The organism is uncultured Microbacterium sp. (assembly GCF_947489255.1).
Classification (GTDB): domain Bacteria; phylum Actinomycetota; class Actinomycetes; order Actinomycetales; family Microbacteriaceae; genus Microbacterium; species Microbacterium phycohabitans.
Genome location: NZ_CANLCY010000005.1, coordinates 283,518 through 304,286 on the forward strand (window position 1 = coordinate 283,518; position 20,769 = coordinate 304,286).

At 70.9% G+C, this 20,769-nt stretch carries 20 protein-coding genes; 8 read left to right on the plus strand and 12 right to left on the minus strand.

The genetic code is table 11. The annotated features are described in order from the left end of the window. Nucleotides 1–59: 59 nt before the first annotated feature. The gene (menC, locus tag Q0818_RS14620) at nt 60–1,193 is read right to left on the minus strand and encodes an o-succinylbenzoate synthase (protein WP_298876410.1); all 1,134 of its coding nucleotides are present in this window, start codon (nt 1,191–1,193) and stop codon (nt 60–62) included. Nucleotides 1,194–1,394: 201 nt separating this feature from the next. Here menC and Q0818_RS14625 point away from each other — a divergent pair, with 201 nt between their 5' ends. After that, complete coding sequence (locus Q0818_RS14625; protein ID WP_298876416.1) at nt 1,395–2,210, plus strand: SDR family oxidoreductase; 816 nt, start codon at nt 1,395–1,397, stop codon at nt 2,208–2,210. A 5-nt stretch (nt 2,211–2,215) separates the two neighbouring features. Then, complete coding sequence (locus Q0818_RS14630; protein WP_298876418.1) at nt 2,216–2,425, plus strand: multidrug transporter; 210 nt, start codon at nt 2,216–2,218, stop codon at nt 2,423–2,425. 10 nt (nt 2,426–2,435) lie between these two features. Here the strand turns inward: Q0818_RS14630 and Q0818_RS14635 are convergent, their stop codons facing one another. The 5 genes from Q0818_RS14635 to Q0818_RS14655 form a co-directional block, all read right to left on the minus strand. Next, nucleotides 2,436–3,062 (minus strand): nucleotidyl transferase AbiEii/AbiGii toxin family protein, encoded by a 627-nt coding sequence (locus Q0818_RS14635; protein ID WP_298876420.1) that lies wholly within the window; start codon nt 3,060–3,062, stop codon nt 2,436–2,438. A gap of 19 nt (nt 3,063–3,081) precedes the next feature. Further along, complete coding sequence (locus Q0818_RS14640; protein ID WP_298876423.1) at nt 3,082–3,792, minus strand: helix-turn-helix domain-containing protein; 711 nt, start codon at nt 3,790–3,792, stop codon at nt 3,082–3,084. 31 nt (nt 3,793–3,823) lie between these two features. After that, a complete protein-coding gene (locus Q0818_RS14645) occupies nt 3,824–4,510 on the minus strand; it encodes a GNAT family N-acetyltransferase (protein ID WP_298876426.1) in 687 nt (228 codons plus the stop codon). Nucleotides 4,511–4,898: 388 nt separating this feature from the next. Beyond that, nucleotides 4,899–6,221 (minus strand): nitrate/nitrite transporter, encoded by a 1,323-nt coding sequence (locus Q0818_RS14650; protein WP_298876428.1) that lies wholly within the window; start codon nt 6,219–6,221, stop codon nt 4,899–4,901. A gap of 10 nt (nt 6,222–6,231) precedes the next feature. Next, nucleotides 6,232–6,807 (minus strand): TetR family transcriptional regulator, encoded by a 576-nt coding sequence (locus tag Q0818_RS14655; RefSeq protein ID WP_298876431.1) that lies wholly within the window; start codon nt 6,805–6,807, stop codon nt 6,232–6,234. Nucleotides 6,808–6,887: 80 nt separating this feature from the next. Here Q0818_RS14655 and Q0818_RS14660 point away from each other — a divergent pair, with 80 nt between their 5' ends. Continuing rightward, nucleotides 6,888–8,006 carry a zinc-binding alcohol dehydrogenase family protein gene (locus Q0818_RS14660; RefSeq protein ID WP_298876434.1) on the plus strand — a complete coding sequence of 373 codons (1,119 nt, stop codon included), beginning with the start codon at nt 6,888–6,890 and terminating at the stop codon, nt 8,004–8,006. 95 nt (nt 8,007–8,101) lie between these two features. Further along, the gene (gene purU / locus Q0818_RS14665; protein ID WP_298876437.1) at nt 8,102–8,983 is read left to right on the plus strand and encodes a formyltetrahydrofolate deformylase; all 882 of its coding nucleotides are present in this window, start codon (nt 8,102–8,104) and stop codon (nt 8,981–8,983) included. Between the two features lie 197 nt (nt 8,984–9,180). On the opposite strand, the gene Q0818_RS14670 is transcribed toward purU, so the two are convergent. From Q0818_RS14670 to Q0818_RS14685, 4 genes are all read right to left on the minus strand, one after another. Next, nucleotides 9,181–10,071: an FHA domain-containing protein gene (locus tag Q0818_RS14670; RefSeq protein WP_298876440.1), complete on the minus strand. Its 891-nt coding sequence runs from the start codon at nt 10,069–10,071 to the stop codon at nt 9,181–9,183. 14 nt (nt 10,072–10,085) lie between these two features. Beyond that, the gene (locus Q0818_RS14675) at nt 10,086–10,361 is read right to left on the minus strand and encodes a hypothetical protein (protein ID WP_298876443.1); all 276 of its coding nucleotides are present in this window, start codon (nt 10,359–10,361) and stop codon (nt 10,086–10,088) included. Between the two features lie 134 nt (nt 10,362–10,495). Continuing rightward, nucleotides 10,496–11,458, minus strand: a complete 963-nt coding sequence (locus Q0818_RS14680; RefSeq protein WP_298876446.1) for a serine hydrolase — start codon at nt 11,456–11,458, stop codon at nt 10,496–10,498. Nucleotides 11,459–11,506: 48 nt separating this feature from the next. Next, on the minus strand, nt 11,507–13,486 hold the full coding sequence (locus Q0818_RS14685) for a M13-type metalloendopeptidase (RefSeq protein WP_298876449.1): 1,980 nt from the start codon (nt 13,484–13,486) through the stop codon (nt 11,507–11,509). Nucleotides 13,487–13,787: 301 nt separating this feature from the next. Here Q0818_RS14685 and Q0818_RS14690 point away from each other — a divergent pair, with 301 nt between their 5' ends. Then, the gene (locus tag Q0818_RS14690; protein WP_298877098.1) at nt 13,788–15,116 is read left to right on the plus strand and encodes an MATE family efflux transporter; all 1,329 of its coding nucleotides are present in this window, start codon (nt 13,788–13,790) and stop codon (nt 15,114–15,116) included. A gap of 742 nt (nt 15,117–15,858) precedes the next feature. Continuing rightward, nucleotides 15,859–16,980 carry a hypothetical protein gene (locus Q0818_RS14695; RefSeq protein WP_298876452.1) on the plus strand — a complete coding sequence of 374 codons (1,122 nt, stop codon included), beginning with the start codon at nt 15,859–15,861 and terminating at the stop codon, nt 16,978–16,980. A gap of 102 nt (nt 16,981–17,082) precedes the next feature. Here the strand turns inward: Q0818_RS14695 and Q0818_RS14700 are convergent, their stop codons facing one another. Then, complete coding sequence (locus tag Q0818_RS14700; RefSeq protein ID WP_298876454.1) at nt 17,083–17,502, minus strand: Rid family hydrolase; 420 nt, start codon at nt 17,500–17,502, stop codon at nt 17,083–17,085. A 20-nt stretch (nt 17,503–17,522) separates the two neighbouring features. After that, nucleotides 17,523–18,212 carry an RNA methyltransferase gene (locus tag Q0818_RS14705; RefSeq protein ID WP_298876457.1) on the minus strand — a complete coding sequence of 230 codons (690 nt, stop codon included), beginning with the start codon at nt 18,210–18,212 and terminating at the stop codon, nt 17,523–17,525. Nucleotides 18,213–18,611: 399 nt separating this feature from the next. Between Q0818_RS14705 and Q0818_RS14710 the strand changes: the two genes are divergently transcribed. Together Q0818_RS14710 and Q0818_RS14715 are read left to right on the plus strand one after the other, a co-directional pair. Continuing rightward, nucleotides 18,612–20,066 carry an Nramp family divalent metal transporter gene (locus Q0818_RS14710; RefSeq protein ID WP_298876460.1) on the plus strand — a complete coding sequence of 485 codons (1,455 nt, stop codon included), beginning with the start codon at nt 18,612–18,614 and terminating at the stop codon, nt 20,064–20,066. Nucleotides 20,067–20,075: 9 nt separating this feature from the next. Then, nucleotides 20,076–20,711, plus strand: coding sequence for a metal-dependent transcriptional regulator (locus Q0818_RS14715; RefSeq protein WP_298876462.1), 636 nt, complete (start codon nt 20,076–20,078; stop codon nt 20,709–20,711). The last annotated feature ends 58 nt before the right edge of the window (nt 20,712–20,769 follow it).

Genomic DNA, 20,769 nt, shown 5'->3' on the forward strand with positions numbered 1-20,769 from the left:
AAAGGTGTGGGGATCGAGCGCGAGGGCGCGGCATCCAGTTTATCGAGAGCCGCCCGCGCTCACCGCGCGATGCGTTCGCGCTGCACGGTGAACGCCTCCAGCGCCGCCTGGTCGATCTCGACGCCGATCCCGTCGCCGGTGGGTACGCGCACGTGTCCGTCCTCCAGCACCGCGGGCTCGGTGACGATGTCGCGGTCGTAGAAGCGGGCGGATGCCGAGATGTCGCCCGGCAGCGTGAAGCCGGGGAGGGCGGCGAGCGCGGCGTTGGCGGCGCGTCCGATCCCGGTCTCGAGCATGCCGCCGCACCACACGGGGATGCCGGCGGCGAGAGCGCGATCATGGATCGCGAGGGCCTCGAGGTAGCCGCCGACGCGTCCGGCCTTGATGTTGAGGATCGCCGCGGAACCGAGGGCGAGGGCGTCGGCGGCGGCCTTGTCGGAGACGATCGACTCGTCGAGGCACACGGGTGTGCGCAGGCGCTTCGCGAGGCTCGCGTGGTCGACCAGGTCGTCCTCCTGCAGGGGCTGCTCGATGAGCAGGAGGTCGAATTGATCCAGCTCGGCCAGGGTGCCGGCATCCTGCAGGGTGTACGCCGAGTTGGCGTCGACCTGGAGCGGGATCGAGCCGAACGCCTCCCGGACCGCCGCGGTGTCGGCGACGTCGCGACCGGGCTTGATCTTGATCTTGATGCGCACGTATCCGTCGTCGAGGTAGCCGCCGACGGTGTCGACGAGCGCCGCCGGATCGCTCTGGATGCCGACCGAGACCCCCGAGGGCACCCGGGTCTTCTCGGCGCCGAGGTACTGGCCGAAGCTGCGTCCCTCGGCGCGCAGGGCGGCGTCGATCACCGCGAGCTCGAGCCCCGCCTTGGCCATGCGGTGCCCGACGACCCGGTCCAGGATGCCGGCGACCTCCTCGGGAGCGAGAGAGCGACGCTCGAGCAGCGCGGGCGCGAGGAAGCGCGAGAGCACGTCCCACGCGCCCTGCGTGTATTCGCTGGAGTAGTACGGCTCCGCGGATGTCACGACCTCTCCCCAGCCGCGGCCGTCGGAGGTCTCGGCCGTCACGACGATGACCTCGCGCACCGTCTCGGTGCCGAACGACGTCGTGAAGGGCGATACGAGGGGCAGGTGCAGGACGCGGAGCTCGACGGCATCCAGCGTCACGGGGGCGGCGGAGATGCGGGGCGGCATGAGGGCAGGGTATCCGGCGGGCGGCGTGGGGCGCGCCGCGCCGGGGTCCCGACCGGACGCACAACTCCGGCAGATCCGCCCCACGCGGGACCCGGATGCCACGGCACCGCCGGATCTGCAGGAGTTGTGCCTTCGTAACTCCTCGCAGGCAGCCTGGCAAGGCCACTATCGGGGCCGAACCCGCCGCGTAGCGTCGCGGGCATGAGCGACGACTTCACCCCCCGCCACGCGATCGTCACCGGCTCCGACTCGGGCATCGGCGCGGCCACCGCCCTCGCCCTCGCCGACGCCGGCATGGACGTCGCGGTCACCTACCACTCCGACGAGGACGGCGCCGAAGAGACCGCCGCAGCCGTGCGCGAGCGCGGCGTGCGCGCGATCGTCGCGCAGTTCGACGCGACCGACTTCGACGCGGTCCCGGATGCCGTGAACGCCATGGCCGACGAGCTCGGCGGCCTCGACGTGTTCGTCAACAACGCCGGAGGCGGGATCGGCGGCTCGTTCCTCGACCTCGACTTCGACACGTGGCGCACCGACATCTCGCTGAACCTCGACGGCGCGTTCCTCGCCCTGCACACCGCGGCCCGCCGTATGGTGAAGGCCGGCAACGGCGGACGCCTCATCGTCGTCTCGAGCGTGCACGAGCATCAGCCCCGCGTGGGCTCGGCACCGTACGTCGCCGCCAAGCACGGCGTCGGCGGCCTCATCAAGACGATGGCCCTCGAGCTCGGCCAGTACGGGATCACGGCCAACGCCGTCGCCCCGGGCGAGATCGCCACCCCCATCAACGACATGTCCGCCGAGGACGCCGATCGCATCCACCGCCCCGGCATCCCGCTCGGTCGGCCCGGCAAGCCCGAGGAGATCGCCGACGTCATCCGCTTCCTCGCCTCGCCCTCCGGCTCGTACGTCACCGGCGCGAGCTGGGTCGTCGACGGCGGGATGCTGCACATGGGCCCGCAGGCGGGATCTCACATGGAGAGCGACGCCTGGCGTTCGGCCGGCGAGAAGGAGTGACGACCGTGAGCGATGAGAAGAGCTTCGAAGAGAACCGTCACGATCAGCTGACGAGCGCGCCGAAGGCGACCGAGGCCGATGCGGCACCGCGCTTCGACGTGAGCGAGCACGACGGCGTCACGCGCATCGACGTGCGCGACGACGCCGCGGTGCGCCCGGGTCCCGGTCAGGGCGACCCCGCGGCCGAGAAGGACGAGCCGATCACCGAGCAGTGACGCCCCGGCGTCAGAGGGACTGACGGGCGAGGCGAGGCTGACGCGAGGACCAGAACCTCTCGATCTCCGTTCTCTGCACGGGAAGGAAGGGGTCGTCCTCCACATCACCCAGGTAACCGAGCCCGCGTACGACGTTGGCGATCAACCCCGCCGGAGCCCTGGGCTGATACTTCTCCACGAGCAGGCGCAGTCCCTCCTCCATCGGGAGACGCTCATCGATCACCATCAGGTCGAAGTAGTCCCGCAGCGCCCCGCGATCTTGGATGACCTTCAGTTTGGTGGCGACGATGTCGGCGAGGCTCGCCAGTCGCACGCCTCCGAACCATGTCGTGGGTTCGAGCAGACGCTGTGACGACGCGTCGAGGAACTGCACCTTCGTTTCTTCGAAGATCCCGTTGACCGTTCCCGTGTCGATCATCGTGGGGGCGAAAGTCCCCGCGCCGTCGAGCGCATCGACAAGGTCATCGACTTCGAACGCAGACTCCGTGAAGAAGTCGAGATCCCGGCTCACGCGGTGCCGTACGTGAGCGGTGAGACCGGTGCCGCCGGACAGGTAGGCCTGGGGGGGAACCACCGGGGCGACCATCCGCCATGCCAGGATCGTCGTGTCGGGGAGGAACCCTTTCAGGGACTCCAAGCCCGGCGACTCGTCCCCCTCAGGACTCATCACGCCACCAATTTCGCACGAGGGCGCGGGTCTGCGCTGACACACCTCGTCGCTCCACGGCCGTTTCGACGGCCTCCCGCGGGAGGTTCGACAAGGCCCACTGCCATGCGCGCAGGTCGGGAGCGTCCAATAGCCGTCCGGCCAGGTAGCTGCCGCTCGCGAGCGGGTCGAGGGTTGCGACATCGGCGTTCCAGAACAGATGGTGAAGCTCGGGCGGGAGAGCCGCCGTCTGCTTCACCTGGCGCCTCGGGAGCCGTGTAGCCCGGACGGCTTCGCGGACGTCGGCCGGCCAGACACGGGAATTCGCGAACCAACGGATACCTCGGTGAGCGCGGCCGCTCGCCGTCTTCACCTCGCGTTGCTCGACGTATCTTTCCTCAGCGAGCCGGGGGGTGAGGCGCGACGTGGTCGTCGGGCTCAGCCCGGCTTTCTCCGCGATTGCTCGGAAGCTCGTCAGCCCCAGCGGCGAGAAGGACAGTGCGGCGAGGACGCGCAGTTCGGAGGACGTACGAGAGGAACGCGGGGTCGAGCCGCGGCGGGCGATCAGCTGCGCCGCCGTGTTCGCGTCCACTCTTCGCACCGTGCCGCGGCCTGTTCGCGGGACGCCCAGCTCGTCGAGCGCCTGGTGCGCGGCGGGGAGGGATACCCCCAGCGCGCGGGCAACCTCTGGGGTCGTCACGTCCGCCAGAGGGGTGTCCATTTTCTTATTCTACTCCCCACCACCCCCACCGTCAGGGCGTCAGAAGGTATCCGCGCCGGTCGAACCCGCCGATCCGACCCCCGGATGCCAGGTGCCCCCGCAGTCCGTCGCGCACGCGCACGCGCCAGTCGGCGGCGGCCGCCGGGTCGCTGCGGCGCAGATGCTCGATGTCGTCGGGCACGGGCACCACGGCCGCGATCTCGGCATCCGTCGGGGTGGGCGCGGGCGGCTCGGCGAGCGCCCACGACACCAGGAGCCGGTCGGACTCGTCGCCGCGGTTGACGTCGTCATCCATCTCGCCGTACTGGTTGACCAGGTAGTCGGTGACGCGCGTGCCCAGCACCGCGAGGTTGAAGTGCGCGTTGCGCGGAATGAGCGGGTCGAACGTCCAGGTGATGTGCCCGACCCCGCGCTCGAGCGCCCAGTCCCGCTGGTGGTTCTTGAGCTGCCGGCCGAGGCCCCGACCCTGATAGCCGTCGACGATCCCGGTGATGTGCGAGTGCATCGACCGTGCGGCGGGCGGGCCGAAGAACGCCGCCGACGCTCCGATCATCGCTTCCCCGTCGTAGAGCCCGACGACGTAGTTGCCGGCGTGCTCGAGGGCGCGCAGGATGTTCGCCGGCATCGTGCCGCGATCGCCCCACACCCGATCGAGCACGCGGGAGGCCTCGTGCACGGAGTCGACGGTCTCGAGCGGGCGGATGTCGATGGTGCTCATGCCCTCGATCCTCGCACCGCGCGCCCCTGTCCCACTTGTGGCGGTGCATGTCCCACTTATGGCCGCTCCTGATCGCCGGCACCGACCATATGTGGGACATGCGGGGATGCCGACGGCCACCGGTGAGGCGAGGGCGGGGCCGGCGAGGGGCCTGCGCCCGCGGCGCGGCGCGGGCAGCGGGGAGCGCACAGCGCGCCCGCGGCACAGCGTGTCAGGGCGACAGTGCGCCAGCGGGACAGCCCGCCAGCGGCACAGCGCGCCAGCGGCACACCGCGCCCCCGGCACAGCGTGTCAGGGCGACAGTGCGCCAGCGGGACAGTGCGCCGGCGGCACACCGCGCCAGCGGCACTGCGCGGCAGCGGCACAGCGCGCCAGCGGGAGCACCGCGTCAGCGCGGCAGCACGCCCCCGACGTGGCGGATGGTGCGCCCGCGCTCGATGACGATCGCGATGCCCCCGATCACCCACAGCGGAACCTGGGTGAGGAAGGCCAGGCGGAAGGCGTCGAGCGAGTAGGTCTCGGGGCTGCCCGCGCCCTGCACGTCCATCGCGATGCCGATGAACAGGATGGCCAGCAGCGCCGCGAGGAAGCCGCCGCCGTTGACGATGCCCGTCGCGGTGCTGAGGCGGTGGCTGGGGGTGAACGTGCGCGCGTGGTCGAAGGCGATCATCGACGCCGGGCCCCCGGTGGCCAGGGCGAACATGAGCACGATGAGCAGCCACAGCGGCGCGGGCCCGGGCCACACGACGACGACGATCCACACGAAGGCCTGGAACACGACCGTCGGCAGCACCAGCCAGCGCGAACGGCGGCGCGGGTGCCGGCTCGAGAGCGCACCGATCACCGGCCCGCTGACGATGCCGAAGAGCACGAAGAGGGTCATGATGCCCGACGCGGTCGCCGGCTCCAGCCCCTCGCCCGCGGTGAGGAAGGGGAAGCCCCACAGCAACATGAACGCCGTGCCCGCGAAGGGCGTGGCGAAGTGCGACCAGAAGCCGAGCCGCGTGCCGGGATGCGCCCACGATTCGCGGAACCCCTGGCGCAGATCGGGAGCCGAGCGAACGACGCGGATGGCACCGGTCTGCGTGTCGACCGAGGTGTCGACGGGATCGTCGCGACGCTCGGGCGGACGGTTGCGGATGATCGCGTACGTCAGCACCGCGAAGAGCACGCCGAGCCCCGCGACGCTGCCGAAGGCGACGCTCCAGCTCGTGGCGTGCAGGAGAGCCGCGAGCGGGACCACCGCGACGATCTGTCCGAGCTGGCCGATGATGCCCGTCAGCTGGACGAGGACGGGGGCACGCTGGGCCGGGAACCAGGTCGCGATCACGCGCAGGACGCTCGGGAAGATCATCGCGTCGCCCGCGCCGATCAGCACCCGGGCCAGGATGCCGATCCCCACGGCATCCGCGAACGCCATGACGAGCTGGCCGAGGGCCATCAGCACCATGCCGATCGCGATCATCGGGCGCGCGCCGAAACGGTCGAGGAGGAGGCCGACGGGGATCTGCATCGCGCCGTAGACGAACAGCTGGATGACGGCGAACATCGACAGCGCCGACGCATCGGCGCCGAAGCGCACGGCGGCATCCACTCCCACCGCCGACAGCGAGGTGCGGTTGACGATGGACACGACGTACGCGAGCACGCCGACGATCCACAGCGTCCAGGTGCGCCAGCCCGGCCGGTCGAGGCGGAGGGTGCTGGTCACATGTTCCAGGCTAGCCTCGCCCGCCGACATCGAGGACGGATGCCATCTCTGCGCGGACGCGCTCGAGGTGGGCGGCGAGGGGGGTTCCGGTGTCGTCGTCCGCCCACTGCTCGAGCGCCGCCTGGAGCAGCTCGACCGCCACTCCCGCGACGATCCGCGCGCGAAGGGCGTCGACCCCGCGCGCGCGGTATCCCGCGGTCAGGACCGCGCGCAGGTCGGCCTGCTTCTGCAGATCCCGCTCGCGCAGGGCGGGTTCGGCCTCGATGACGCGTCGAGCGGCGACGATCTCGGCCCGACGGGGTTCGAACCGCTCGGCGGCGAGTGCGTGGAAGCCGGCCCACGCGAGGGCGAAAGGCGGCGCGTCGGCGGGGGCGTCGGCGAGCATGTCCGCGGCGAGCCGCGGGATCTCGTCGCCCGAGAAGAAGACCTCGCGCTTGTCGGCGAAGTGGCGGAAGAACGTGCGCCGCGTCACCCCGGCGCGCTCGACGATGTCGGGCACCGTCGTCGCCTCGAACCCGCGCTCGGCGAACAGCTCCGACGCCGCGGAGCGCAGCCGTTCCCGCGTGTCGGGTGCCCATCTGGCCATATCGGGATCCTACGTGACGACACGGGGTGTCATCAGGTCTACAGTGAAGACACTCCGTGCCATCACGAGAAGAGGCCCCCATGTCCACGCACGTCGCCGCAACGCTCGCCACCCCCCGCGCGCCGCTCACCCTCACCACCGTCGAGACGCCCGCGCCCGCCGCCGACGAGGTGCTCGTGCGCGTGCGTGCCGTGGCGATCAATCCCGTCGACTGGATCATCCAGGGCGCGAGCCGCATCATCTACCGATGGCTGCGGACGCCTGCCGTCCTCGGCTCCGACGTGGCCGGAGAGGTCGTCGCCGTCGGCGAGGCCGTCACGCGCTTCCGCGTGGGCCAGCGCGTGTTCGGCCTGGCCACCGGCACGGATCGCGCACGAGACCCCCTCCGCGAGGGCGCCTTCCAGGAGTACTCGACCCTGCTGGAGCGCCTCACGGCCCCGACCCCCGACGACCTCACCGACGAGCAGGCCGCCGTCTTCCCGCTCGGGCTCTCCACGGCCGCCTGCGCGCTCTTCCAGCCGCAGCACCTCGGCCTCCGGATGCCGGGCGGCCCGGCATCCGTCGTCCCGCCCGAGGTCGTGGTGGTCTGGGGCGGATCGACGAGCGTGGGTATGAACGCCGTCCAGCTGGCCCGCGCCGCCGGCTACACCGTGGTGAGCACGGCATCGGAGGAGAACGCCGAGGCGGTGCGCGCCCTCGGGGCCGAAGCCGTGGTCGACCACCGGTCGGCGTCGGCGGTGGCCGATCTCGTCGCCGCCGTCGACGGGCGCCCCATCGCGGGCGCGGTCGCTCTCGCCGCCGGCTCCACCGACGCCTGCCTCGACGTGCTGTCGCAGACGGGCGGGACCCGCCTGGCGATGGCGAGCACCCCCGTGTCGCTGGCCTCACTGGTCGGACGCCGCCACCTCTTCCCGGCGATGCTGCCGGTCTTCGCCCGCATCGGGCTCGCGACGGTGCGCTCGACCCTGCGCGCCCGCCGCCGCGGCATCCGCACGGGGTTCGTGTGGGGCAGCAGTCTCCGCGACGACGAGATGGGCCCACGCCTGTGGGGCGAGGTCGTGCCGCAGATGCTCGCCGACGGCTCGCTGCGACCCGCGCCCGCACCGCTCGTCGTCGGCGAGGGCCTGGGCGCGGTGCAGGGCGGTCTCGACCGTCAGCGGGCCGGGGTCTCGGCGCAGAAGGTGGTCGTGCGCCTCTGACGCGCAGGGCGCGGCGGCGGCGACGCCCCGACCGCCACCCGACGCGCACCGCAACCGTGGTCGGCGACGCCACGCGCGCACGGCAGAATGGTCCGATGGTCTCCGCGAGCCCCCACCTGCAGCCCGATCACGCGTGCCTCATCATGCACGGCAGCGACACCCCCGGCATCATCGCCGCGGTCTCGGCCCTCATCGCGCGTCAGGGCGGGAACATCGTCGCCTTCGATCAGTACTCCGACGACCCGCGCGGGGGCGCCTACTTCCAGCGCGTCGTGTTCCACCGCCCCGACCTGGCCGTCGCGCTGCCCGAGATCGAGGCCGACATCGCCACGACCCTCGGCGACGGCTTCGAGCTGGAGTGGACGCTCACCGACCTGTCCACCCCGAAGCGCATGGCCATCCTCGCCTCGAAGCAGGATCACTGCCTGCTCGACCTGCTCTGGCGCCACCGTCGCGGCGATCTGCCCGTGAGCATCCCCATGGTGGTGTCGAACCACACCACGGCCGCCGAGGACGTGCGCTCGTTCGGCGTCCCCTTCTTCCACGTTCCTTCGACGCCCGGACCCGACAAATCGGCATCCGAGGCCCGCATCCTCGAGCTGCTCGTGGGCAACGTCGACTTCGTCGTGCTCGCGCGTTACATGCAGATCCTCTCGCCCGACTTCCTCGAGAAGATCGGCGTGCCCGTGATCAACATCCACCACTCGTTCCTGCCGGCCTTCATCGGCGCCGAGCCCTACAAGAAGGCCAAGCAGCGCGGCGTCAAGCTCATCGGCGCGACCTCGCACTACGTCACGAGCGACCTCGATGAGGGCCCGATCATCGAGCAGGACACCGTGCGCGTGACGCACGCCGACTCCGCGGCCGAGCTCGCCCGCCGCGGTGCCGACGTCGAGCGCCAGGTGCTCTCGCGCGCCGTGCTGTGGCACGCCGAAGACCGCGTCATCCGCCACGGGAACCACACGATCGTCTTCTGACCGCCTGCGGGTTCCGCCGGCGCGGGGCGCACCCCGCGCCGAGATCACACGAACGCGCCGAGATCGCAGACCGGCGGGCCGGCGAGACGCGTCACCTCGGCACGATCCGGTGATCTCGACACGATCATGTCAGCTCGGCGGATGCACCGGCCGTCGCACCGGGCCGCCCCGCAGGGGGCGGACCCGGTGCGACGCTGTCACTCGGGGTCGCTTGCGCGGCTGAGCGGACCCGTGCCGCCGCGCGGGGGCTGCTTGCGCTGGCGCGCGAACTCGCCGCCCTGGCGGCCGCCGTACGGACGCCCGTGATCGGCGAACTCGGCGCGGAAGTACGCCAGTCGCCAGTCGCCGAGTTCGATCCGGGCGCCGGTGCGCAGGATGCGACCTCCGCCGTCGCGTCCCGGTCCCTGCTCTCGCGCTCCCCCGCCTCCGACCTGGTCGAAGCCGTAGAGCACGTACTCGTCGTCGCCCTCGTGACGGATCTCGGCGTGCACCGGGGCGAGCCCCGGCAGACGCAGATCGGCTTCGTCGCCGGATCCGATGACCGTCTTGGTCGGCAGCAGGTCGAACTCGCGGGGCCGCGAGCCGTCCCACGACGAGTCGCCCACCGCGAAGATCAGGCGCGGGCGGCCCGATCCGGGCGTGTAGTGCGTCGTCGTGACGCGCCGGCGCACCGTGCGGTTGATGGTCGGGACGAGCGGGAGCGGCGTCTCGGGCGGGATGGGGAAGGTGAGTGCGCTGCCCTTGTTGCGGCGGGTGAGCAGCGGCGCGACCGCGGCCACCGAGCCGAGGCGGATGTGCGACGACCCCGTCACCACCCGCTGCAGGGCGTTGCTCTTGATGTCGCCGAGCTGCAGGATCGGCCCGTCCGGGCCCTCGAGACGCACGGAGACACCTCGGGATGCCAGGGCGTCGGCGACCGTGGACAGCTCGGTGAGCGTCCGTCGGCCGTTCCCGGGCAACCGCGAGGGGTCGTTCACGACGATGCGCACCTCGGTGCCCGCGGCCGTGATCGTCCCCTCGAACGGCGGGGTGTCGGCATCCGCCCCCTCGTGTTCCGAGAAGGCGAGGTCGATGTCGAGGCGCACCATGACGGCGCCGCCCCTCAGTTGCCGCGGTACGGGTCGGACCCGGCCGCGGTGTCGTCGCTCGTGGTGACGCGGAGGGTGCCGTTGAGCTTCCACGTCGCGCGCGGCGCGTCGGGGCCGATGTCGCGCGGCACCTCGACGGTCATGTCGACGAAGGAGTAGTTCACGGCGGCGCCGCGGCCGGTCAGGTACGACCACATCTCGCGGCCGAGGTCGGTCCAGTCGGTGATCGAGTGGCCTTCGGGGCCGGCGGAGTCGGCGAACGGGTCGGTGGAGGCAGGAGAGTCGGACATGGCTTCGGTCCTTCCTTTCTTTTCGAGGCCACAAGCGTCCCAGCGCCTCGGGTCGCGTGAGGAGGGATTGCGCTGCGGCGCCGGTTGGGGCACCATTTCCCGACCCCGTGTGGAGCATCCGCTCCGCGCGAGACTCAGTACACGTACTCCATGAGCTCGACCCCGAGCACGCGGAAGGCGTCGTGGGCGCGCAGCCGGTGGGCGATCGACAGGTCGTCGAAGTTCACGACGAGCGCGTACGAGACGCCCGCTCGTGGCCCGCCGAGCACCCCCGCCTCCGCGCGCACGCCGGGCGCACGACCCGTCTTGTTCACGAACAGCAGGCCGTGCTGATCGTTCTCGTGGGCGAACGGGTCGAGGCCGGTGGCGGATGCCACGAGCGAGAGGTCGTGGTTGAGGCTCAGCCACTCCGCCACCTGGGCGCTGACCCCGGGCGAGACGATGCTCGAGTTCACCAGACCCGCGAACAGCTGCGCCATCTCGCGCGCCGTCGACAGCGCCACGTGCGGGGCGTCGTCGGGGCCGCGATCGTCGCGGAACCGATCGAGCAGCGCCGTCCGCCGGAGGCCGAGCTGCTCGATCCGCGCGCGTACCGACTGCAGCCCGACGCGGTGCAGCAGAGCGTTCGCGGCGAGGGCGTCGCCCGTCGACGCGGCGAGCATCGCGAGGTCGGTCAGCGGCAGCGCGGGCGCCTTGAGATGCTGCCACGTGCCCCCCTGCGCGGCACCGGCCACCGCTGAGCGGTCGATGATCTCCAGCGCATCCAGGCGACCCGACTCGAACGACGCGGCCGTCTCGACGAGCAGGGGCACCACTCCGAGGCCGCCGACCGGCAGCGTGACGAAATCGTCGCCCGAGAGCACGGCCGTTCCGCCGTCGAGGTCGTCGATGCGCACCGAGACCTTCGCCCCCGAGGCAGCGAGCTCGTCGAGTGATCGCAACGTCGCGGTGAAAGAGCGGCGTCCGGCCGCCGCCCGCCGGGGCAGTCGCTTCGGACCCTTGCGTCCCGCGCCGCGAAGGGCCGGGGCGTCGCGTCTCGACGACTCCACCGGCCCTCCGGCGGGCTCGGGCGAAGCGGGCTCGGGAAGCGGGGGCATGCCCACGAGCGTGGCTCCTTCCGGGTCAGCAGGACAACAAACGCCGTCTCACCAAATGGTGACGCGCTGGTCGGCGTCGAGCCAGAGGGCGTCGCCCTCACCCACCTCGAACGCCTCGTAGAACGCGTCGATGTTACGCACGATCTGGTTGCAGCGGAACTCGTTCGGCGAGTGCGGATCGATCGTGAGAAGGCGGATGGTCTCGGCATCCCGGCCCTTCTGCTGCCAGATCTGCGCCCAGCTCAGAAGCAGGCGCTGGATGCCGGTGAACCCGTCGACGACGGGCCCCTCGCCCTCGGCCTCACCCTGCTCCTCGAGGAACAGGCGGTACGCCGCGATCGCGATGCCGAGCCCGCCCAGGTCGCCGATGTTCTCGCCGATGGTGAGGGCGCCGTTGACGTGGTGCTCCGCGCTCAGGCCCTGCGGCACGAGCTCCTCGTACTGGGCGATGAGGGCCTTCGTGCGCTCCTCGAACGCCGCACGGTCGGCATCCGTCCACCAGTCGCGCAGCGACCCGTCGCCGTCGAAGCGGCTGCCCTGGTCGTCGAAACCGTGGCCGATCTCGTGACCGATGACCGCGCCGATCCCGCCATAGTTCGCCGCCGCGTCGCGCTCGGCGTCGAAGAACGGGTACTGCAGGATCGCCGCGGGGAACACGATCTCGTTCATCAACGGGTTGTAGTAGGCGTTGACCGTCTGCGGGGTCATGTACCACTCGTCGCGGTCGATCGGCTGGCCCACCTTGGCGAGCTGGCGGTCGTGCTCCCACACGTGGGCGCGGCGCACGTTGCCGACCAGGTCGTCGGCGTCGATCTCGAGGTCGGAGTAGTCCTTCCACCGCACGGGGTAGCCGATCTTCGGCGTGAAGGCGTCGAGCTTGGCCAGGGCCCTCTCGCGCGTCTCCTCGGTCATCCACTCGAGCGTGCGGATCGAGCGCCGGTAGGCCTCGATCAGGTGGGCGACGAGGCCGTCCATGGCATCCTTCGCCGCGGGCGGGAAGTGCCGCTCGACGTAGACCTTGCCGATGGCCTCGCCCAGCGCCGCTTCGACGAGGCTCACGCCGCGCTTCCAGCGCTCGCGGTTCACGGGCACGCCCGTGAGCTGGGTGCCGTAGAAGGCGAAGTTCTCGGCGACGAACTCGTCGGAGAGGAAGGCCGCCGCCGCGTGCACGATCTTGAAGCGCAGCCACGCCTTCCAGTCGTCGAGGCGCTCGGGCACCAACAGGGCGCCGAGCGACTCGATGAAGCTCGGCTGGTAGACGACGACCTCGGCGAGCGCGTCCTCGTGACCCGGGGCGACCCCCGCGCGCCACGGCTCGAGGTCGACTCCCGCCAGGGCGAGCGTGTCGTCCCAGGTCTTCAGGTTGTAGGTCTTGACCGCGTCGCGACTGTCTTCGCGCGACCAGTGGTGCGCGGCGAGGTCGGTCTCGAGCGCGAACACGCGATCGGCGGATGCCGCGGGCTCGGCGACTCCGGCGAGTTCGAGCACGCGCTCGATGTGCGCGCGGTAGGCGGTGCGCGTCTCGTCGAAGTTCTCGAGCCGGTAGTAGCTCTCGTCGGGCAGCGAGATGCCGCCCTGGTAGACCACCGGGACGTAGCGGGTGGGGTCGCCCGGATCGGGCTCGACGAACAGCGTCAGCAGTCCGCTGATCCCGTCGCGCTCGAGCTCGCCGATGAGCCGGAGCAGGGAGGGGATGTCGGTGACGGCGTCGACGGCCGCGAGCTGCGGAGCCAGCGGCTCGCCGCCGAGGGCGTTGATGCGGTCGGTGTCCATGAAGCTCGCGAACAGGTCGCCGATCTTGCGGGCTTCGCTGCCCGGCTCGGCGTCCTGCGACTCCTGGACGATGGTGCGCACGTCCGCCTCGGCCTGCTCGGCGATGAGGTGGAAGGAGCCCCAGCGAGCCTTGTCGTCGGGGATCTCGGTGCGCTCCAGCCAGCGGCCGTTCACGTAACGGAACAGGTCGTCCTGCGGGCGGATCTCGTCGCTGAGCTCGTCGAGCGCGAGACCGGAGCGGGGGGTGTCGGTCATGCAGACAGGATAAGTGCCCCACATCCGTACAGGCTCGGAACACCCCCGCGGCACCCCCTGGACGCGGAACGCAGCAGCTCCCCGTTCCGCGCATCCGCCGTGACCCGTTCCGGTTGGGGCCCCGGCTGCACCACCCGGCGCCGATGCCTCGATGCTCACAACCTCCGCAATGCGCACAACCTCCGCGGCATCCGCCCATCTCCAACGGAGGTTGGGCACATCGCCGAGGGCGCGCGCCGCCCCGACGCGAGCCACAGGTGGGCGCGCATCCGGCGATGTCGGAGGCCCGGCCTAGGCTCGGATCGTGACCACCCCGCCCGTGACGCTGAACCGCTCGATCCTGCGGCTCGCGGTTCCGGCGCTGGGTGCCCTCATCGCAGAGCCGCTCTTCCTCATCGTGGATGCCGCGATGGTGGGGCACCTGGGCGTCGCTCCCCTGGCGGGCCTGGGGATCGCGAGCGCCGTCCTGCAGACGATCGTCGGTCTCATGGTGTTCCTCGCGTACTCGACGACGCCCGCGGTCGCGAGGCGGTACGGGGCCGGCCAGCCCGGCCGTGCGGTGTCCGTCGGCATCGACGGCATGTGGCTCGCTCTCGCGCTGGGCGCCGTGCTCGCCGCCGTCGGATCCATCGTCACCCCCCTCGTCGTCGACGTCTTCGGCGCCGCCCCCGACGTCGCCGAGAACGCCCGCGTCTACCTTTCGATCTCGATGTGGGGCCTGCCCGCGATGCTGGTGGTGTTCGCGGCCACCGGGCTCCTGCGCGGCCTGCAAGACACCGTCACCCCGCTCTGGATCGCCGGCGTCGGTTTCGCCGCGAACGCCGCTCTCAACGCCCTGTTCATCTACGGCCTCGGGTGGGGCATCGCGGGCTCCGCGATCGGCACCGTCGCGGCACAGTGGGGCATGGTCGGTGCGTACGTCGTCGTCGTGCGCGCCCTGGCCCGTCGGCACGACGCCTCGATCAGACCGCAACGCGAGGGGTGGAGCGGCACGGCGCGCTCGGGCGGATGGCTGTTCCTGCGCACCCTGAGTCTGCGCGTGGCCTTCCTCGCCACGGTCGCCGTCGCCACCGGACTCGGCTCGGCCGAGCTGGCGGGGTGGCAGATCGCGTTCACGATCTTCTCCACGGCGGCCTTCGCCCTCGACGCCCTGGCCATCGCCGCGCAGGCCCTGATCGGCCACGCCCTGGGCGCGAACGAGACCGAGACGGTGCAGCGGGTGCTCGGACGCACGAGCGCCTGGGGCATCTGGTTCGGCGTCGGCGTCGGCGCCGTGCTCGCGGCGTCCTCGGGCGTGATCGGGCTCGTCTTCACCGGCGACGCCGAGATCGCCGCGCTCGTGCAGCCCGCACTCCTCGTCCTGGCCGTGGCGCAGCCGCTCGCCGGCTTCGTCTTCGTGCTCGACGGGGTGCTGATCGGCGCGGGCGACGCGCAGTACCTCGCGCTCGCGGGCGTGCTCAACCTCGTTCCGTACGCGCCGGCCCTCGCGCTCGTGGCACTGTTCGCCGGCGGAGGTCCGGCCGGGCTCGCGTGGCTCGCCGCCGCGTTCTTCGGCGTCTACATGCTCGCTCGCGCGGTCACCCTCGGCCTGCGGGTCCGCGGCCGGGCGTGGATGACCGCGGGCGGCTGAGTCCTCCGCCCCGGGCGCCGTCGCCCCTCGCTCGGGCCGATGGGCCCGGGCGGGACCCGCGGCGGTCGCTCTTCGCGGCGGGCGCCGTGCACTGGCTTAGTGATTGAGATGGGCGGTCGTCTGTACGTGCCGGCCATTGGCCGGTTTCTGCAGGTCGATCCCGTCAATGGGGAGTGGACAACGCATACGTCTGGCCCACCGACCCGATCGGCAAGGCCGATCCAGGCGGCGGAGTCAAGTTCCTTATTAATCCATCGATTCCGGCTGACACATCCAGTATTGACATTACGTATTTCACGGATGGCACAAATCATGCGGGGATCGGAGCAATGATACTGGCACATGCCTGAAGCATTGATATAAAGCACGCTTGCCCAGTATCGAATATGTTGCGCAATGCATTACCTACATGTCAGTGCAGGGAACGAGATCCGCCATCTCTAGAAAGGAACAAGCTTCCCTGGCGGCCTTGGCGAAAAAAGGAGAGTCAGTGAGTGGGGTCGAAGCGTCAACAGAATAAATCCCGTTCACGGCGGAGGGTCTGACGTGGTTCGGCCCGATGCTCCCGTATGGCGCTCACAGAGGTCTCAAGAAGGAAGCTGAGGAGCGGAAGGCGTCTGCGGTGGTGGCGGAGGCGGCTACCGTTTCGACAGCCTGGGCCCGAATGCGATGAAATACAGCGTGGGGTGGCGTGGTGTGTGATTCGAACACAGAGGGACGGCGTGAGTGGATCGTCCCCGAGGTGGCGCGGGACTTCGTCGAATGGGACGGCACGGCTGATTGTCCGGTCGTGCGCATTCCCGACCGATGGCCGGAGGTGGGGCCGACGGTTCCTCACATCCGAAGCCTCGTGTCGGAGGGGTTCGGGCTGCAGATCCAGGGGGTCTTCGATCTGGACCTGCTCGGCGAGAGTGCTTCGCGGCTGGAGGTCCTCTACCTTCCCGCAGGTCCGGACGTGCGGGGAGCGGACGTCTTGATGCGGATGACGGCGCTGCGATTTCTCCATAATCCGCTCTACGAAGCCGCATCCATGCCCGAGGTCGATCTCTCCCGACTCCCCAATCTGCGACACGTCAACATTCACAGTCCAAGGCTTCTCAGCGCCCTCGGAGCGCCCAACGTGGAGTGCGCACGCGCCGAGGTCCCCTCATTGACGTCGGCCACTCCGCTGTCTCCCTCAATCCGCTCAGCGGTCCTGATCGCTCCGAGAGTGGATTTCGAACACGTCGCTCGACACCTCACCAACGTGAAGTTCCTCTCACTCGTCGACTGCCGCCAGATCGACCTGTCGCCGATCCACCACCTCCGCGCGCTTGAAGAACTGGATCTCGTGAGCGTCCGTTCCATCGAGCACGCGGAGGCCCTGAGGGGCCTGCCAGCGCTCCGTCGCCTCACAATCGACGGCACGTCCAAAATGACCGGACTCCACAAGCTCCTCGACCTGCGTGTCGACAGCTTCTTGGGATACGGCGCCGCGTTCGACGCGAACTTCGCCGCAGCGGCAAAGCGCAGGGACTGGACCGTCACGCCCGCCAAGAATGCCTCGCAGAGTCACTTCGATCTCATCGTCAGCGACGCCGGCCCGGTCGAGATTCATTTCACGGACTGGGAATGGCTCGCCGACATCATCGGTGATGACGAACAGGAACCGCCCTCCAGCTTCGAACTCGAGGCCGCTCTCGAAAGTGCGATCGTCGAGCAGCCGGATCATCCTGCGCTGACATTCACCTTTGACTCAGAAGGAGATGCCTTGATCGCGCAGACGATCGATGAGGGCAATGCGCTCCAACTGCTCGCGATCTGGGACCGCGTCCTCGCCGATCCCGCGGAACTGCGACGCCATCTGGCGAGCACCTTCAGTTGAGCGTCGCGCGGGTATCTCGAAGTCGAACGTTTTGGCATTGACAATCCGAGCAGCGCCGCGAGTGTGTCCTCCGCAGCACGTCCTCGATGCGCCTGACCGCTCCTAAGTTCGCGAGTCGTCGAGCACTGCGGCGACCGCCTCGAGCTCGACGAGCTGGTCGTCGTAGCCCAGCACGGTGACACCCATCAGCGTGCTCGGCACGTCGTGCTCGCCGAACGCGTCGCGCACGACCTCCCAGGCCGCCACGAGGTCGGCCTGGCGGGCGGATGCCACGAGCACGCGCGTGCTGATCACGTCGGTGAGCTGCGCCCCGGCGTCGGCGAGCGCGGTCCGGAGATTCTCGACGCATCGAGCCGCCTGCGCGCGCACGTCGCCCACCGCGACGGTCGCGCCGTCGGCGTCCAGCGGGCACGAACCGGCCAGGAAGATGAGACGGGCGTCGGCGGGAGCGGTCGCGGCGTAGGCGTACTCGGCGACGCTCGACAGCGACGCCGAACGGATGAGGGTGACGGCCTTCGGCATCCGTCCACCCTCGCACGCCGCTAGGCCCAGCGGCGGCACCACTCGTACATGATCACCGCGGCGGCGGACGCGGCGTTGATGGAGCGGGTCGAGCCGTACTGCGTGATCTCCACGACGCCGGTGGCCACCGCGATCGCCTCGGGCGAGAGCCCCGGCCCCTCCTGGCCGAACAGCAGCACGCAGGACTCGGGAAGGTCGGCCCGGTCGATCGGAACCGAGCCGGCGACGTTGTCGACGGCGATCACCGGCAGCCCAGCTTCGCGCGCCCACGCGGCGAACGCCGCGACGTCCTCGTGATGGCGCACGTGCTGATAGCGGTCGGTCACCATGGCCCCACGCCGATTCCACCGCCGCTTGCCGACGATGTGCACCTCGGCCGCGAGGAACGCGTTGGCACTGCGCACGATCGTGCCGATGTTGAGGTCGTGCTGCCAGTTCTCGATCGCGACATGGAACGGATGCCGCCTGGCATCCAGATCCGCGACGATCGCGTCCATGCTCCAGTAGCGGTAGCCGTCGACGACGTTGCGGCGATCGCCCTCGGCGAGCAGCTCGGGGTCGTATCGCGGGTCGTCGGGCCACTCCTCGGGGCCCCCGGGCCACGGTCCGACCCCGTGCGTCGGTGTCTGCGCGTCCTGCGCCGCGGACGGCGCGTCGCTGAACGAAGACCGGGCGTCGCGCGCCGGCGTCGGGTCGTCGGCATCCGTCACCGATCCAGGCTATCCGCGTGCGACGCCGCGCCGCCGCACGGCGCGGGCCGGCGAAGGCCTGGCTGGGCCGGTGAGGGCGCGGTGCGGGCCGGCGAGAGCACGGCGCGGGCCGACGCGGCGCAGGCGGACGCGCCGCAGGCGGACGCGGCGCGAGCGGGCGAGAGCACGGCGCGGTCGACGCGGCACGGCGGACACCGCGCGGGTCGGCGAGAGCGCGGTGCGGACCGGCGCGGCACCGGCGGACGCGAGGCGGACGGGCGGGCGGGCGGGCGAGAGCACACGGCCGGCACGAGAGCACATGCTCGTGCAGCCGCGCAACGTGTGCGGTGGGACGGATCGGGTGGCCTCACGTCCATCTCGACCGTTTTCGGGTACCCGAAAAATATGTACTATTTCGGCATGCCGAAAACCCTGGATGCCGTGGACCGTCGCCACGCTCCCGGGCGTGCTCTCTGGCTGCTGGGGCCGGCGATGGTCGCGGGAGTGGCGTACCTCGACCCCGGCAACGTCGCCAGCAACATGACCGCCGGTGCGACCTTCGGGTATCTGCTGGTCTGGGTGGTGGTGCTCGGCAACGTCATAGCCTGGTTGATCCAGTACCTCTCCGCGAAGCTCGGCATCGTCACCGGTGAGAGCCTCCCGCAGATCCTCGGTCGGCGGATGCGGCGCCCCGCCGCTCGGCGCCTCTACTGGCTCCAGGCCGAGGCGGTCGCGATGGCCACCGACGTCGCCGAGGTCATCGGCGGGGCCGTCGCGCTGCATCTGCTCTTCGGCGTCCCCCTGGTGTGGGGAGGGACGATCACCGGCGTGGTGTCGATGGGCCTGCTGCTCATCCAGACGCGCCGCGGGGCGCGTGCCTTCGAAACGGTGCTCATCGGGATGCTCGTGATCATCGCCGTGGGCTTCTCGTTCGGGCTGCTGATCGCCCCTCCCGACCCGGCAGGCGTGGCCGCGGGCCTCGTGCCGCGCTTCGAGGGGTCCACCTCGGTGCTGCTGGCCGCCTCGATCCTCGGCGCCACGATCATGCCGCACGCCATCTACGCGCACTCGGCGCTCGCCCGCGATCGCTTCGCTCCGGATGCCACGGGCATGACGACGGGTGCGACTCCGACACCCGTCCGCGCGGGGGGAGCCCTCGCGTCCGGGGAAGACGCCCCCGGGAGAGGCGCGCCCGGGGAAGACGCCCCCGGGAGAGGCGCGCCCGGTGGGGACGCTCTCAGCGAGGACGGGCCCGGCGCAGACGCGCCCGGAGCAGGAACGCCCGCCGCGCGCACCGCGCTCGAGCAGGCCCGGGGGATCTCCACCGCGAGGCTGCTGCGCGCGACCCGGTGGGACGTCACCATCGCCCTCGCCGTCGCGGGCACGGTCAACCTCGCGATCCTGCTCCTCGCCGCCGCCAACCTCGCCGGCGTCGACGGCACCGACAGCCTCGAGGGTGCCTACGCGGCGCTCCGCGACGGGCTCGGGCCGCTGGTCGCGACGCTCTTCGCCGTCGGGCTTCTCGCCAGCGGCCTCGCCTCGACGTCGGTCGGCGCCTACGCCGGCGCCGAGATCATGCACGGACTGCTGCGCGCCCGCATCCCGCTGGTCGTCCGCCGCCTCGTCACTCTCGTGCCCGCGCTGGGGATCCTGGGACTCGGCGTCGACCCCACCCTCGCGCTGGTCCTGAGCCAGGTCGTCCTGTCATTCGGCATCCCGTTCGCCCTCATCCCGCTCGTCGCGCTGACCGCCCGCGCCGACGTGCTCGGCCGACACCGCAACAGCCGCGCGACCACGATCGCCGGGGTGCTGGCATCCGCGTTCTTGATCACCCTCAATGTCGTGCTCCTGTGGCTGGTGTTCACCGGCGGATAGGCTGACGGCGTGGAATCGCCCGTGGCCGACGACTATCTCAAGGCGATCTACCACCACACCGAGTGGCAGGACTCCCCGATCACGCCCTCGCAGCTCGCCGGCGTGCTGAGCCTCGCCCCCTCGAGCGTCACCGAGATGGTGAAGAAGCTCGCCGCGCAGGGCCTGGTGACGCATCGCCCCTACGGCCCCGTGTCCCTGACCGAAGCCGGGCGACGGCGTGCCGCGGGAGTGATCCGCCGTCACCGCCTCATCGAGACCTGGCTCGTGCGCGAGTACGCCTACGCGTGGGACGAGGTGCACGACGAAGCCGAGGTGCTCGAGCACGCCCTCAGCGACCGGCTCCTCGAGGGCATCGACGAGCGTCTGGGCCGCCCCCGCTTCGACCCGCACGGAGATGCCATCCCGGATGCCGACGGTGCGGTGCACCGCGAACCCTTCGTCCTGCTCGCGGAGGCTCCGGCCGGGCACGCGGGCCGCGTGCTGCGGGTGAGCGATCGCGACCCCGAACTGCTGCGCGCCCTGGTCGAGCGGGGGATCGACGTCGGGCACGAGCTCGAGGTCGTCTCCGACGACGTCGTCCGCGCCGACGGCGTGGAGATGTCGCTGCCGGCGGGTGCGGGCGGATCGGTCTGGCTCACGCGCTGACGCGATCGGCCGCGGGGGCCGGCGACGGAACCGGCGTATCGAGGCGGCTCGCGCGCTG

What these genes read in the sequence shown, in the direction of transcription:
- menC (WP_298876410.1), bottom strand. Translation starts at nt 1,193, where the DNA reads ATGCCGCCCCGCATCTCCGCCGCCCCCGTGACGCTGGATGCCGTCGAG.
- Q0818_RS14625 (WP_298876416.1), top strand. Translation starts at nt 1,395, where the DNA reads ATGAGCGACGACTTCACCCCCCGCCACGCGATCGTCACCGGCTCCGAC.
- Q0818_RS14640 (WP_298876423.1), bottom strand. Translation starts at nt 3,792, where the DNA reads ATGGACACCCCTCTGGCGGACGTGACGACCCCAGAGGTTGCCCGCGCG.
- Q0818_RS14645 (WP_298876426.1), bottom strand. Translation starts at nt 4,510, where the DNA reads ATGAGCACCATCGACATCCGCCCGCTCGAGACCGTCGACTCCGTGCAC.
- Q0818_RS14655 (WP_298876431.1), bottom strand. Translation starts at nt 6,807, where the DNA reads ATGGCCAGATGGGCACCCGACACGCGGGAACGGCTGCGCTCCGCGGCG.
- Q0818_RS14660 (WP_298876434.1), top strand. Translation starts at nt 6,888, where the DNA reads ATGTCCACGCACGTCGCCGCAACGCTCGCCACCCCCCGCGCGCCGCTC.
- purU (WP_298876437.1), top strand. Translation starts at nt 8,102, where the DNA reads ATGGTCTCCGCGAGCCCCCACCTGCAGCCCGATCACGCGTGCCTCATC.
- Q0818_RS14670 (WP_298876440.1), bottom strand. Translation starts at nt 10,071, where the DNA reads ATGGTGCGCCTCGACATCGACCTCGCCTTCTCGGAACACGAGGGGGCG.
- Q0818_RS14675 (WP_298876443.1), bottom strand. Translation starts at nt 10,361, where the DNA reads ATGTCCGACTCTCCTGCCTCCACCGACCCGTTCGCCGACTCCGCCGGC.
- Q0818_RS14680 (WP_298876446.1), bottom strand. Translation starts at nt 11,458, where the DNA reads ATGCCCCCGCTTCCCGAGCCCGCTTCGCCCGAGCCCGCCGGAGGGCCG.
- Q0818_RS14685 (WP_298876449.1), bottom strand. Translation starts at nt 13,486, where the DNA reads ATGACCGACACCCCCCGCTCCGGTCTCGCGCTCGACGAGCTCAGCGAC.
- Q0818_RS14700 (WP_298876454.1), bottom strand. Translation starts at nt 17,502, where the DNA reads ATGCCGAAGGCCGTCACCCTCATCCGTTCGGCGTCGCTGTCGAGCGTC.
- Q0818_RS14710 (WP_298876460.1), top strand. Translation starts at nt 18,612, where the DNA reads ATGCCGAAAACCCTGGATGCCGTGGACCGTCGCCACGCTCCCGGGCGT.